Raw genomic sequence first — 13,887 nt, 5'->3', positions numbered from 1 at the left:
CCCGGAGACTCAGGCGTCGAAGAGGTCTCCGTGCTCTCGGATCCGCTCGAGAACCTCCTCGAAACGGAACTGTTCGAGCCCGAGGGGGTCCTCCGCGCCGAGCTCCACCTCGTCCCAGGTGACGGGGGCGGCCACCGTGGGCCGCTCGCGCCCGCGCAGCGAGTAGGGCGAGATGGTGGTCTTGGACCCGGCGTTCTGCGACCAGTCCAAGAACACCTTGCCGGGCCGCTTCGCCTTCGTCATCGTCGCGGTGATCAGCCCGGGCTCGGCCCTCTGCAGGTCCTCGGCGATCTCCTTGGCCAGCGCCGTGGTGCCGTCGCTGTCGAGGCGTCGGGGCAGTGCGGCGTACAGATGGAGGCCCTTGCTGCCGCTGGTGACAGGGCTGCACGTGAGTCCGCGCTCGGCGAGCGCGGACCGGACCTTGAGTGCCACCTGGCAGCACTCGTGCAGGCCAGCCGGCTCCCCCGGGTCGAGATCGATGACGAGGCGGTCGGGCTTGCGGGGCGTTCCCGCCTTCGTCACCTGCCACTGGTGCACGTGCAGCTCGAGCGCCGCGAGGTTGACCAGCCACGTCAACGTGGCGAGGTCGTCGCAGATCGGGAACCGCAAGGTGCCGCCGTCCGACTTCGCGCGACTCCCGGTCGTCGGCACCGTCGCCGTCCGCACCCACGACGGGGTCCCGGCGGGCGCGTTCTTCTCGAAGAAGCTGTCGCCCTGGACCCCGTGGGGCCAACGGATCCGGGTGACCGCCCGGTCGCGCAGGTGCGGCAGCAGCACCGGGGAGACGCTGGCGTAGTAGTTGAGCACCTCGCCCTTGGTGGTGCCGGTACGGGGATAGAGCACCTTGTCGAGGTTGCTGATCTTCAGGGTGCGGCCGTCGACGTCGACGTGGATCTCGTTCATCTCAGATCCCCCGGGCCGATGTCGCTTCGGACGCCGCGATACGACGGCTGGCGCAGGCGCTTGACCGGGCTGCGACTGAGGGTGTCGACGTCGATCACGACGCGCGGCTCCACCCAGTGCGTGCCCGCCGCGTCCACGGCCGGCACCTCGTCGGCGAAGGGCGACTCGCTCATCTCGAACGGCTTGACGAGCTCGGTCAGCAGCCGACTCGCGGCGCCGCCGATGCCGCTGCCCACCCGCCCGCGATACATCAGGCCGTCGGCCGTCGGCTCTCCGACGAGCACCGAGGCCAGCCGGTCCCTCGTCCCCTCCTGCGGTCGCCACCCGGCCACGACGTAGGAGTACCGGTGCCGATGGGCGAGCTTGACCCACTGCGGGCTGCGGGCATCGAAGGTGTAGGGAGAGGAGCGCCGCTTGCTCACGATCCCCTCCAGTCCCTGTTGTCGGGTCGCGTTGAGGAGCATCGCTCCGTCGTCGTACGCCGCAGGGACCTGCCACGAGCCGTCGAGACCGAGTCCCTCCAACCGCGCACGGCGCTCGCTGAGGGGCAGCGCCGTCAGGTCCTCCCCGTCGAGGCGCATGATGTCGAAGACCATGTAGGTCGCGGGGGTCCGCTCCGAGAGCCGCGCGGCCGTGCTCGCCGAGCGCACGTGCATCCGCTCCTGCAGGACACCGAAGTCGGGCAGACCCTCGTCGTTGAGGCCGATGATCTCGCCGTCGACGAGGACGTCACGATCGCCGAGGGGACTGAGGTGGATCTCCGGCCACGCGAGTGATGCGTCGTTGCCGTTGCGGGTGAAGAGTCGAGCGCGACCGTCCCTGCCGGCGGCGACGTCGGCGAGGATGCGCACGCCGTCCCACTTCACCTCGTGCATCCACTCCGGACCGGTCGGGACGTGGGTGCCCTTCGTGGCGAGCATCGGACGCATGGCGGTCAGTGTGTCAGGAGCCGGTGAGCCGACGAGCCTGTGCTGTGGCGGCCGGGTAGTCCACCTTGCTGACCGGCGTGCGCGGGACCGCCTCGACGAAGAAGATCTGCTTGGGCACCTTGTAGTTGGCGATCAGCGAGTGCGCGTGCGCGATCAGGTCGGCCTCCGTGAGCTCCACGCCGTCGCGCCGGTGCACCAGCGCCGTCACCTGCTGGCCCCAGTGCTCGTGGGGCGTGCCGACCACGACCGCGTCGAAGACGCCCGCGTGGCGCAGCAGGACCGCCTCGACCTCCTCGGGGTGGACCTTCTCGCCGCCGGTGTTGATGCACACCGACCCACGACCGAGCACGGTCACGGTGCCGTCCTCCTCGCGCCGGGCGAAGTCTCCGGGAAGGACCCACCGGACGCCGTCGATCTCCTTGAAGGTGGACGCCGTCCTGGTCTCGTCCTTGTAGTAGCCGATCGGGATCGGTCCGGACCGACCGAGCATCCCGCGCTCCCCCACGGCCGCCGGCGTGAGGTCGGGCGTGAAGACCTGCACCTCGTCGGTGACGCCGAAGCGGGCCGAGCCGTCGCCGTCGCCCGTGTCGAAGGACGACCCGGTGGCGCCCGACTCGGAGGCGCCGTACGAGTCCAGGATGAACTTGCCCGGGAAGGCCGCCCGGATCTCCTCGCGCACGGCGAGGGACAGCGGCGCCGCGCCGTTGGAGACCGCCGCCAGTGCGCTGAGGTCCCACCGCTCCGGCTCGGCCAGCACCGCCTCGGCGATCGGGCGGGCCATCGCGTCGCCGAGCATCGCCAGCGACACCGTGCGCGACTTGGCGGCGAGGTCGAGGACGCGCTCGGCGTCGAAGCTGGGCTCGGTGTAGAACGCGATCCGCTGCCCGCTGATCAGGGCGTTGCCCATGATCCACTGGCTGCCGCCGTGCATCAGCGGCCCACAGGCCATCAGCACCATCGGGTTCTCGGTGGCCGCGGCCTCGCTGGCGAGGGCCTCGACGGACTCGATGGGGGCGCCGTAGCGCGCGGCGTTGAGGGCGGCCCGGATCAGGTCGGCCTGGCGCCAGACCACACCCTTGGGCGACCCGGTCGTGCCGCCGGTGTAGATGACGTAGTGGTCGTCGCCGGTGCGGTCGACGTCGGGGCGCTCGCCGCCGGCGGCGGCCATCGCGGCGGCGTACGACTCATCCATGACCAGGACGTGCCTCAACGAGGTCAGCAGGTCGCCGGCGACGTCGACGTAGTCGGGCGCGATCACGGCAGCGACGCAGTCGGCGTCGTCGTAGACGTGGGCGAGCTCGTCGCGGAGGTACTTGTAGTTGATGTTGACCGGCACCGCGCCGATCTTGAGGGCGCCGAAGAACGCGTCGATCCACTCGATCCGGTTGTGCGCGTGCACCGCGACGTGGTCCCCGTGGCCGATCCCCTGCGCCAGCAGGTGGTTGGCAAGACGGTTGGCGCGCTCGTCGATCTGCGCATAGGTGTACGCCGCATCGATGGTCTCCACGAAGCGGCGATCGCCGACCTCGTCCGCCATCGCCTCGAGCACGTCGGGCAGGGTCAGCGGTCGCGGCGGCGCGGAATCGGTCACCCGCCCAGCCTCCTATGGGAACGCGTTGTAGGTCTACGGTTTGTTCATGCGCGCCATCTGGAAGGGCTCTGTCTCGTTCGGTCTCGTGAACGTGCCGGTGAAGCTCTATTCGGCCACCGAGTCCCATGACGTCTCTTTCCGCCAGGTCCATGCCAAGGACGGCGGGCGGATCAAGTACCAACGCGTCTGCTCGATCGACGGCGAGGAGGTTCCCTACTCCGACATCGCCAAGGGCTATGAGACCGAGGACGGCGAGATGGTCATCCTCACCGACGACGACCTCGCCGAGCTGCCGTCGACCTCGTCGCGCGAGATCGCCGTCGAGAAGTTCGTGCCGAGCGACCAGATCGACCCGATGCTGTTCGAGAAGTCCTACTACCTCGAGCCCGAGAAGTCCGGCGCCAAGCCCTACGCCCTGTTGCGCCAGGCACTCAAGGACGCCGATCGGATGGCCGTCGTGACGGTCGCGCTGCGTCAGCGGACCTCGATCGCGGTGCTGCGGGTGCGGCCCTCGGACGACGGCGACGACGTGATCGTCCTCCAGACCATGATGTGGCCCGACGAGGTCCGTCAGCCCGACTTCACGATCGAGGCCGGCGACGTCAAGGACTCCGAGGTCAAGATGGCGCACCTGCTCGTCGAGACGCTGGCCGGCGACTTCGACCCGTCCGAGTTCGAGGACGACTACGCCGGGGCCGTCGAGTCGCTGGTGAAGACCAAGATCGAGGGCGGCGAGGTCAAGAAGACCGCCACCTCCACGAGGTCGTCCGGCGAGGTCGTCGACCTGCTCGCGGCGCTCCAGAAGTCGGTCGCGGCTGCGAAGTCGGCGCGCGGCGAGGCTCCTGCGGCGTCGTCGGAGGACGACACCGAGGCAGAGCAGACCGCCGACAAGGCGCCGGCGAAGAAGGCCGCCAAGAAGGCGCCGGCGAGGGCCGCCAAGAAGGCGAGCTGACCGACGTCCGGATACGTCAGCCGCATGAGCCGTCGTGCCTTGGTGGCCGCACCGTCGATGACGCAGGAGAAACGCTGCGAGGACGGCGAACTTGATCGGGCTCACGCGATCAGGAAGCACCCGTTCCGGCGCCGGTGGGCGCGTCGGGCGCCGGCAGCGGCACGGATGCTCGCGCCGCGGCCGAGTCGGGCACGCGACGCGACATCTCGGCGAAGACGAAGTCGGCCAGCCGCGGGCTGACGAGGTTGAAGACCTCGCTGATCGTGCCGATGAGACCGTCGACGGTGATCGGCCGGTCCTCGAGGGCGCGGACGATCCGCTCGGCGCAGTGCTCGGGGCTCTCGGCCCGGCGACCGGCATAGGCCTCGGTCGGGCCGATCATGTCGGTGGCGACCAGCGACACGCGGACGTTGGTGCAGGTGACGTTGTCGAAGAACGCCTCGCGACCCATGATCCGGCCGAAGACGTCGAGCGCGGTCTTGGAGGCGATGTAGGCCGCGAACTTCGGTGCCTTGATCTGGTTGCCCCAGGTGACGATGTTGACCACGTGCCCGAACTTCTGCTGGCGCATGGTGGGCAGCAGTCCCATCGTGAGCCGGACGGGCCCGAAGAAGTTGACCGCCATCATCCGCTCGAAGTCGTGGAAGCGGTCTTCGCTGAGCTCGAGGGAGCGGCGGATCGAGCGGCCGGCGTTGTTGACGAGGTAGTCGACGGCGCCGTGCCGGGTCAACAGCTGCTCGACGAGTGCGTCGACCGCCTCCCCGTCGGTGAGGTCGAGGGGGTACGTCGTCGCGCGGCCGCCGCGGGCGACGATCTCGGCCGAGACGCGGTCCAGTTCCTCGGCGCGTCGGGCCACGAGCAGGACGTGCGCGCCACGGGCTGCTGCGGCGTACGCCGTGTGTTCGCCGATCCCCGACGAGGCGCCGGTGATCAGGACGGTGGCGCCCATCAGTGGGCTCGGCGTGCCCGGGCGCAGGGTCCGGTGCAGGCGCGACAGCGCGGCGACAGGGGTCTGGAGAAGCAGGCTCACTTCCGCAGGTTAGCCAACGGACCGGGCGACCGCAGACCCCCGGGCCTCAGGTCGTCGCGAGCAGGCCTCGCACCACACGCAGTCCGACCGAGAGCCGCGCCAGGTCGGCGGCGTCGTCTCGGCAGATCTCCTCCAGCGTCGCGGCCGCGCGAGCGATGAGCTCGGGATCGGCTCCTTCCCACTCCGCGCATCGCGCGGGCGCGGTGTCCTCGGCCGACGTCGAGGAGAGCACCGTCGCCGTGAGCTGCTGGTGCACGGCGTAGAGGTCGTCGCGGACGGCCGCCCTCGCCATCGTCTGCCAGCGGTCCTGCCGCGGCAGCGCGAAGATGCGCTCGACCAGCGCCGGCAGGCCGAGCCGCTCCCCCAGGGCGAAGTGCACGCGGGCGACGTTGACCGGGTCCAGGTCCAGGCTCTCCGCGGTCTCGACGATCCCGAGGAGCGCATAGGCCGGAGCGAGGACGGCGACGCGCGTGGCCAGCTCGTCGGGAACCCCGGCGTGGGTGAGCCGGTCGCGGCGACCGATGAAGTCGTCGAGCTCCTGACCGCTCATCAGTTCGGGCAGCGCTGCCAGCACCGACTGGACGCGGCCCTGGAAGAACTCCACCGTCGCCACCGAGTCGAGCGGGGGGCGGCGGTTGTTGACCAGCCAGCGCGAGGCCCGCTCCACGAGCGTGCGCATCTCGATCCGCATCCGCGTCTGGCGCTCGGCGGGCACCTGGTTGTCGTACGACGCGATCTCCTCGCGCAGTGCCAGCGACCCGAAGATCTCGCGCGCCACGAAGTTGGCCCGGGTCAGGTCGGCAACGCTGGAGCCGGTCTCACCCGCGAGCCGCGGGATGAAGGTCAGGCCCGCGCCGTTGACCAGGTCGTTGACCACCTGGGTCACGATGATCTCGCGGCGCAGCGGGTGCACCTCCATCGCCGGCACGTGGTCGGCCTGCATCCGGGAGGGGAAGTAGCCCAGCAGATCCTCACGGAGGTAGGGGTCGTCCGGCAGGTCGGAGGCGAGCAGCTCGTCGGCGAGCACGATCTTGGTCCACGACAACAACACCGCCAGCTCCGGCACCGACAGTCCCTGACCGCGGTCGAGGAGGCTGCGAACCTGCCTCGACGTCGGCAGCGCCTCGAGCTCGCGGTTGAGGACCCCGCGACGCTCCAGGTCCTTCATCCAGTCCTCGTGCACGTGGAGGAGGGGTACGGCGTGGGACACGGCGTTGGCCAGGGCGAGGTTCTGCTCGTAGTTGTCACGCAGGACCAGCGCAGCGACCTCGTCGGTCATCTCGGCCAGCAACGTGTTGCGCTGCTTCTCGGTCATGTCGCCAGCGGCGACCACCTTGTCGAGCAGGATCTTGATGTTGACCTCGTGGTCGGAGGTGTCGACGCCGGCCGAGTTGTCGATGAAGTCGGTGTTGATCCGACCGCCCTCACCGCCACAGCCCTCGCGGGCATACTCGATCCGGCCGAGCTGGGTGAGCCCGAGGTTGCCGCCCTCACCAACACAGCGTGCGCGCAGGTCCCCGCCGTTCACACGGATCGCGTCGTTGGCCTTGTCGCCGGCGTCGGCGCTGACCTCGGCGGCGGACTTCACGTAGGTGCCGATGCCGCCGTTCCACAGCAGGTCGACCGGTGCGAGCAGCACGGCCCGCATCAGCTCGGCCGGGGTGAGCTTGAGGACGTCATCTGCCAGGCCCAGCGCACGGCGTACCTCGGCCGAGATCGAGATGGACTTCAGCGACCGCGACCAGACGCCACCGCCGGTGGAGATCAGCTTCTTGTCGTAGTCCTGCCACGAGGAGCGCGGAAGGTCGAAGAGCCGCTTGCGCTCGGCGAAGGACACCGCGGCGTCGGGGGCGGGGTCGATGAAGATGTCGCGGTGGTCGAAGGCCGCCACGAGACGGGTGTGCTCGGAGCACAGCATGCCGTTGCCGAACACGTCACCGGACATGTCGCCGATACCGACGGCGGTGAAGTCCTCGGTCTGGCAGTCGATGCCCCGCTCGCGGAAGTGCCGCTGCACCGAGACCCAGGCACCGCGCGCGGTGATGCCCATGGCCTTGTGGTCGTAGCCCACCGAGCCGCCGGACGCGAACGCGTCGCCGAGCCAGAAGCCGTAGTCCTTGGCGACGCCGTTGGCGATGTCGGAGAAGGTCGCGGTGCCCTTGTCGGCCGCGACCACGAGGTAGGTGTCGTCGCCGTCGTGGCGCACGACACCGGAGGGAGGCACCACGACGGTGCCGTCGGGGCCGTCGACGAGATTGTCGGTGATGTCGAGCAGACCGGAGATGAAGGTCGTGTAGCAGGCGACGCCCTCGGCCAGCCACGCGTCGCGGTTGCCGGCGTCGGGCAGCTGCTTGCAGAAGAACCCGCCCTTGGCTCCCACGGGCACGATCACCGTGTTCTTGACCATCTGGGCCTTGACCAGCCCGAGCACCTCGGTGCGGAAGTCGTCGCGACGATCCGACCAGCGCAGGCCACCGCGCGCGACGGCGCCGAAGCGCAGGTGCACGCCCTCGACCCGAGGCGAGTAGACGAAGATCTCGAAGCGGGGTCGCGGCTCGGGCAGGTCGGGGATCGCCGACGGCTCGAGCTTGAAGGAGATGTACTGATGTGACACCGCGGGCTGGCTCTGCTTGTTGGTCGTCTGGAAGTAGTTGGTGCGCAGGGTGCTGCGGATGTGGGTGAGGTAGGACCGGAGGATGCGGTCGTGGTCGAGGCTGACCACGTCGTCGAGAGCCCGGGCGAGCTTCTCCTCGACGACCTCGATCCGCGCGGTGCGGGCCTCGGCGTCGCCGGGGAGGTCCCCCTTGCCGGGATCGAAACGGGCCTCGAAGAGGTCCACGAGCAGCCGGGTGATGTCGACGTTGCTGCGCAACGCGCCCTCGATGTAGTCGAGGGCGAACGGCGAGTTGCCCTGCTTCATGTATTTCGCGTAGGCGCGGAGCACGGTGGCCTGACGCCACGTCAGACCTGCACCGAGCACGAGCGCGTTGAAGCCGTCGGTCTCGTTGTAGCCGTCCCACACCGCGCGGAGCGCGTCCGCGAAGAGCCTGCGGGCGCTGTCGGGCAGCTGTCGCCCGTAGCGCAGGCCGAATTCGTAGATGTACGACTGTCGACCGAGGCCGTCGAGCTCGTAGGGGCGTTCGTCGACCACCTCGACACCCAACGAGGAGAGCATCGGCCGGACTTCGCTCAACGACAGCGGCGGGCCGACCCGGAACACCTTCAGGCGGGCTTCGCCGCGACCGGCGTCGACCTGCTCGAACAGTGCGAGATCGATGCCCTCCTCACCCTCGATGGCCTCCAGCCGACCGAGGTCGGCGGCACCCGTGCGGGGGTTGAAGTCCTCCTTGTATGCCTCCGGGAACGACTCGGACCACGTGCGCGCCAGGCGCGCGCCCCGCTCCTCGCCGTACACCGCGATGACGGCGCTGGTGAAGTCGTCGCGCCAGGACCGGGCGGCCTCGACCATGCGGCGCTCGAGGTCGGCCACGTCGAAGTCGGGGATCGTCTGGCCCTTGGCCGGGTGCACGACGAAGTGGACGCGGGCGGTCGTGGCCTCGTTGACCCGGGCAGTGAACTCGACGCTCTCGCCGTTGAGCCGGTCCTTGAGGATCTGGGCGAAGCGCTCGCGGACGGTGGTGTTGTAGCGGTCGCGCGGGAGGTAGACCAGCACGGAGACGTAGCGGCCGTAGGTGTCGCGGCGGGCGAAGAGGCGGGGCTGGCGACGGGCACGCGCGAACATCACCGACTCGACGGTCGCGGCGAGCTCGTCGGCGGGCGTGTGGAACAGCTCGTCGCGCGGGTAGTTCTCGAGCGTGTCCATCAGCGCCTTGCCGGCGTGGCTGCGTGGATCGAAGCCGACCTTGCGCATGACGCTGCTCGTCTTCTCCCGCAGCAACGGGATCCGGGTGACGGACTCGGTGTAGGCGGCGCTGGAGTAGAGACCGAGGAAGCGGCGCTCGCCGATGACCTCGCCGTTGTCGCCGAAAGTCTTCACGCCGACGTAGTCGAGGTAGGCCGGGCGGTGCACGGTGGCGCGGGAGTTGGCCTTGGCCAGCACCAGCAGAGTCTTCTCGCGGGCCTTGTCCTTGACCAGCGCGGGCAGCTTGGCGAAGGACGAGGACATGTCCTGGTCGGCGCGCAGGATGCCGAGGCCGGTGCCGGGCAGGGCACGCAGCCCCCACTCCTCATCGGGGCCCTCCCCCACCGACTCGAGGCGGTACTCGCGGTAGCCGAGGAACGTGAAGTGGTCATCGGCGAGCCAGCGGATGAAGTCGCAACTCTGCTTGATCTCGCTCACCTCGATCGGCGGCGGGTTGGCCTCGATGTCGTCGACAACCGCCAGGGCGCGGTCGCACATCTTGCGCCAGTCCTCCACCGTCTCGCGGACGTCTCGCAGCACTCGCTGCAGGCCGTCGACGATCTCGGCCACCTCGCCCTCATCCACGACGCGGTCGATCTCCACGTGCATCCACGACTCCTCGAGGGCGTCCGACGCGGCGTCCTCGACGACGCCGTCCGCGATCGTGCTCAAGGTCTGCAGACCGCCGGCGATGTCGCGGGTGATCTCGAAGCGCGGGTGGATGACGACGTGAACGTTGTGGTCCTGTCGGGACAGCTCCATGGTCACCGAGTCGACGAGGAACGGCATGTCGTCGGTGACGACCTCGACGACCGAGTGACCGGCGGCGGACCAGCCCGTGTCGACGGGGCCGGGTGTGACCACCCGAACCGTGGCCGTGCCCTGCGGGCGCGACATGCCGCTCGAGTAGTGGCTGGCGAGTGCGCCGTACACGTCCTCGGGGCTGCGCCCCAACAGGTCCTCGGGAGCGACGTGGCGGTAGTAGGCGTCGAGGAGTTCGCCGACCTGCTCGTGCGGCGGTCCGCCGGTGCCCTTGGAGGCTCGCGCCACCGCTTCGGCACGATCGAGCAGTTCGGCCTTGTCGTCCTCGAGCGTCACCACCCCCCCGACACTAGGGGCCGGGTTGTGAGGCACACAACACGGCCCGCTACTGGTGGGTCACTTCACGGTGACGCGCTGGTGGACGTGCTGGTCAAGACCGTGGCCAGCCACGAGGATGAGCCCCATGAAGCTCACCCACTCCGTCAGGTACGACGCTCCGCTCCCCGACGTCTACGCCATGCTCATGGATGCGAAGTTCCGCGAGAAGGCGACGTGGGCGCAGGGCTCGATCACGGTCGACGTGCGCGTCGAGGAGCCGAACGTGAAGATCGACATGACCCAGAAGGTCACCGGCCTGCCGTCGTTCGCCAAGCCCATCGCGGGCGAGAAGACCCGCGCCATCCAGGCCGAGGACTGGCACGACGGCGAGTGGGCGGACTTCTCGGTGGAGAGCCCGCCGCTGCCCATCGCCGTCCGCGGCACGCGCCGCCTCGTCGCCGACGGCGCCGGCACGCTCGACACCTTCGAAGGCGAGGCCAAGGCCAAGCTGCCGCTCGTCGGCAAGAAGATCGAGCAGCTCCTCACTGATCGACTCAAGGACGGCTGGGACACCGAGCACGGCGTCGGCGTCGCGTGGCTGGCAGGGGAGCGCTGACATGTCGAAGACCATCTCCGAGAAGCTGACCTATCCCCACGCCACGATCGAGCAGGTCGTCGCGATGCTCGGCGACGCCGAGTTCCGCGAGGCGGTCGCGTCCTACCAGCGGGCCGTGCGCAGCTCCGCCGACGTGCGCGGCACCGGAGCCGGGAGCACCGCACGGATCGAGATCGTGCACGGCACCGACCACGTGCCGAGCTTCGCCCGGAAGTTCGTCGGAGACGAGATCTCGATCGTCCAGGACGAGACCTGGACCACCGACACGCACGCCGACGTCCTGGTGACGATCCCCGGCAAACCGGGCGACATGACGGGCACCTACGACTTCGCCCAGGTCGGCGACGACGTCGTCGAGTCCGTCGTGCTGACCGTGAAGGTCAGCATCCCCTTCGTCGGCGGCAAGGTCGAGGAGCTCATCGCCGGCCTGCTCGCCAAGGCCTACCGTGCCGAGAACGAGGTCGGACTCACGTGGTTGGCCGACGCCTGAGGACCGAACCCCCACCTGCCCCGTCGAGACCCGGAGGACGGCTCTCAGCCTTCCGCGTGGTCCCGGCGTCGACGATGCCAGACCACAAGGCCGAGCAGCACGAACGGCCCGAACGCCAACACCAGGGTCAGCGCCTGCTCGACGGGGTGGAGGGCCCCCAGGTGAAGACCTGTCACTCCGCGTCCATGTAGGGGTAGCGGTGGTCCTTCGGCGGCACGAAGGTCTCCTTGATCGAGCGCGGTGAGGTCCAGCGCAGCAGGTTGATCGCCGCACCCGCCTTGTCGTTGGTGCCCGACGCGCGACCGCCGCCGAACGGCTGCTGGCCCACGACGGCACCGGTCGGCTTGTCGTTGATGTAGAAGTTGCCGGCGGCGAAGCGGAGCTCGCGCTGGGCCCAGGCGATCGCTGCGCGGTCCTGCGAGATGATCGCGCCGGTCAGGGCGTACGGCGCGAACGACTCCATCTGCGCCACGACCTGCTCGAAGCGGTCGTCGTCGTAGACGTAGACGGCGAGGATCGGGCCGAAGTACTCATCCGAGAACATCTGGTCCGTCGGGTCCGTGGACTGCACGATCGTGGGCCGGACGAAGTAGCCGACCGAGTCGTCGGTCTGGCCGCCCGCCAGCACGGTGAGGTGCGTGTTGCGCTTGGCACGGGCGATCGCCGCCTTGTGCTTGGCGAAGGCGCGGTCATCGATCACGGCGCCCATGAAGTTGGAGAAGTCGGTGACGTCGCCCATCGCCAGGGCGTCCGTCTCCGCTATGAGCCGGTCCTTGATCTTGACCCACACCGACTTGGCGACGTACGCACGCGAAGCCGCCGAGCACTTCTGGCCCTGGAACTCGAAGGCGCCACGCATCATGGCCACACGGACGACGTCGGGGTCGGCCGACGGGTGGGCGACGATGAAGTCCTTGCCGCCGGTCTCGCCCACGATCCGCGGGTAGGAGCGGTAGCGTTCGATGTTCTCCCCCACGCTCTTCCAGAGGCGGTGGAACGTCGGCGTCGAGCCGGTGAAGTGGATGCCGGCGAGGTCGGGGTGCGACAGCGCAACCTTCGAGACGTCGAGGCCGTCGCCCGGCAGCATGTTGATGACACCGGGCGGCATGCCGGCCTCCTCGAGCAGCTCCATGGTCAGCGATGCGGCGAGCTGCTGGGTGGGCGACGGCTTCCAGATGACGGTGTTGCCCATCAGTGCCGGCGCGGTCGGCAGGTTGCCGGCGATCGCGGTGAAGTTGAACGGCGTGATCGCATAGACGAAGCCCTCGAGCGGGCGGTGGTCGGTGCGGTTCCAGATGCCGGGGCTGTTGGCGATCGGCTGGTCGGTCTGGATCTGCTTGGCGTAGTGGACGTTGAACCGCCAGAAGTCGATCAGCTCGCACGCGGAGTCGATCTCGGCCTGATAGGCCGTCTTCGACTGGCCGAGCATCGTGGCGGCGTTGTTCCGCTGGCGCCAGGGACCGGCGAGCAGGTCGGCTGCCTTGAGAATGATCGAGCACTTGTCGTCGAACGGCATCCGCTGCCACGGCAGCGCGGCGGCGGTCGCGGCCTTGACCGCTGCCTCGGCATCCTTGGTCGTCGAGTTCTTCAGCGTGCCCAGCACGTGCTGGTGATCGTGCGGCTGCACGACCTTGATCTCGGCACCGCCACCGTTGCGCTTCTTGCCGTTGATGTGCGCACGCAGGGTGTGCTGCTTGCTCTCGAGCCTGGCGAGCTCCGCCTTCAGCTCGGCCCGTTCGGGGGTGCCGGGGGCGTAGGTCAGGTTGGGCTCGTTGATGGGAGCCGGCGGGGTAGTGATCGCGTCCATGGACCGACCTTAGCGACCTGCGAGCAGGTCCGAAATTTCCTGGGTGGCATACCAGGCGAGGTCGTCGTCGGGGTCGGCGTCGTCCGCGGTGTCGACGTGCACGGCCGCCCACGCCTTCTTCGGTACGGCGCCCGCCATCTCGACCACGTCCGCAGCGAGCACGACCCGCCGACCCGGTCGGTCGATCAGCTCGGCGGACACGTCGGCGGCGGTCATCAGTGCGGCGTACTCCGCCGCCTCCGACTCGTCCTCGGCCACGAGCTTGTCCACGCTCGCGGGCACCTCGCCGACCCGGTCGGCTTCGGCCAGCAGCGCGAGGGTCAGGGGCAGGTAGACCCTCACGACTTGGGCGCCTTGGTCGGCGAGGTCTTCTTCCGACCCCGCGGTGCGCGCTGGCGCGTCTCGCTCGCCGACTCCTTGAGCTCGTCGAGCGCCTCGAGGATGCACTGGCCGAGGATGTCGACGTCGGGCAGGGCGTCCCGGTCGGCGGTGATGCCGTAGAACACTCCGCCGTTGTAGGACGTGACCCCGACCGCCAGGGCGTGGCCCGGCAGCAGCGGGTGCACCGGGTAGGTCTCCACCATCGTGGCACCGCCGGCGTAGAGGGGGAACTGCGGACCGGGACGC

11 protein-coding genes are annotated in these 13,887 nt (G+C 69.4%); 3 read left to right on the top strand and 8 right to left on the bottom strand.

Going from position 1 to position 13,887, the window contains the following annotated elements; translation table 11 throughout:
- Positions 1-9: 9 nt before the first annotated feature.
- From ligD (RMO85_RS16250) to RMO85_RS16240, 3 genes are read right to left on the bottom strand one after another with little or no spacing between them, the layout of a single operon-like run.
- Positions 10-903, bottom strand: coding sequence for a non-homologous end-joining DNA ligase (ligD, locus tag RMO85_RS16250; RefSeq protein WP_310529763.1), 894 nt, complete (start codon positions 901-903; stop codon positions 10-12).
- A complete protein-coding gene (gene ligD / locus RMO85_RS16245; protein ID WP_310529762.1) occupies positions 900-1,832 on the bottom strand; it encodes a non-homologous end-joining DNA ligase in 933 nt (310 codons plus the stop codon). The genes ligD (RMO85_RS16250) and ligD (RMO85_RS16245) overlap by 4 nt, the downstream gene beginning before the upstream one ends.
- 13 nt (positions 1,833-1,845) lie before the next feature.
- Positions 1,846-3,423 (bottom strand): AMP-binding protein, encoded by a 1,578-nt coding sequence (locus RMO85_RS16240; RefSeq protein WP_310529761.1) that lies wholly within the window; start codon positions 3,421-3,423, stop codon positions 1,846-1,848.
- Positions 3,424-3,469: 46 nt separating this feature from the next.
- Between RMO85_RS16240 and RMO85_RS16235 the strand changes: the two genes are divergently transcribed.
- Positions 3,470-4,375 (top strand): Ku protein, encoded by a 906-nt coding sequence (locus RMO85_RS16235; RefSeq protein WP_310529760.1) that lies wholly within the window; start codon positions 3,470-3,472, stop codon positions 4,373-4,375.
- Between the two features lie 109 nt (positions 4,376-4,484).
- Here the strand turns inward: RMO85_RS16235 and RMO85_RS16230 are convergent, their stop codons facing one another.
- Positions 4,485-5,405, bottom strand: coding sequence for an SDR family NAD(P)-dependent oxidoreductase (locus RMO85_RS16230; RefSeq protein WP_310529759.1), 921 nt, complete (start codon positions 5,403-5,405; stop codon positions 4,485-4,487).
- A gap of 46 nt (positions 5,406-5,451) precedes the next feature.
- Positions 5,452-10,368 carry an NAD-glutamate dehydrogenase gene (locus RMO85_RS16225; protein ID WP_310529758.1) on the bottom strand — a complete coding sequence of 1,639 codons (4,917 nt, stop codon included), beginning with the start codon at positions 10,366-10,368 and terminating at the stop codon, positions 5,452-5,454.
- 124 nt (positions 10,369-10,492) lie between these two features.
- On the opposite strand from RMO85_RS16225, the gene RMO85_RS16220 reads away from it, so the two are divergent.
- Entirely contained in the window at positions 10,493-10,963 is a 471-nt protein-coding gene (locus tag RMO85_RS16220; protein WP_310529757.1) for a DUF2505 domain-containing protein, read from the top strand.
- A gap of 1 nt (position 10,964) precedes the next feature.
- On the top strand, positions 10,965-11,453 hold the full coding sequence (locus RMO85_RS16215) for a DUF2505 domain-containing protein (RefSeq protein ID WP_310529756.1): 489 nt from the start codon (positions 10,965-10,967) through the stop codon (positions 11,451-11,453).
- Positions 11,454-11,625: 172 nt separating this feature from the next.
- Here the strand turns inward: RMO85_RS16215 and pruA are convergent, their stop codons facing one another.
- From pruA to RMO85_RS16200, 3 genes are all read right to left on the bottom strand, one after another.
- Complete coding sequence (gene pruA, locus RMO85_RS16210) at positions 11,626-13,260, bottom strand: L-glutamate gamma-semialdehyde dehydrogenase (protein ID WP_310529755.1); 1,635 nt, start codon at positions 13,258-13,260, stop codon at positions 11,626-11,628.
- A gap of 9 nt (positions 13,261-13,269) precedes the next feature.
- Positions 13,270-13,602, bottom strand: coding sequence for a DUF6912 family protein (locus RMO85_RS16205; protein ID WP_310529754.1), 333 nt, complete (start codon positions 13,600-13,602; stop codon positions 13,270-13,272).
- Positions 13,599-13,887 (bottom strand): WS/DGAT domain-containing protein (locus tag RMO85_RS16200; RefSeq protein ID WP_310529753.1); only part of this gene is annotated, 289 nt, incomplete at its 5' end. The genes RMO85_RS16205 and RMO85_RS16200, both read right to left, overlap by 4 nt.

It is taken from the genome of Nocardioides sp. (genome assembly GCF_031422975.1).
Taxonomy (GTDB): Bacteria; Actinomycetota; Actinomycetes; order Propionibacteriales; family Nocardioidaceae; genus Nocardioides.
This window is presented reverse-complemented; position numbering and strand designations above follow the sequence as displayed.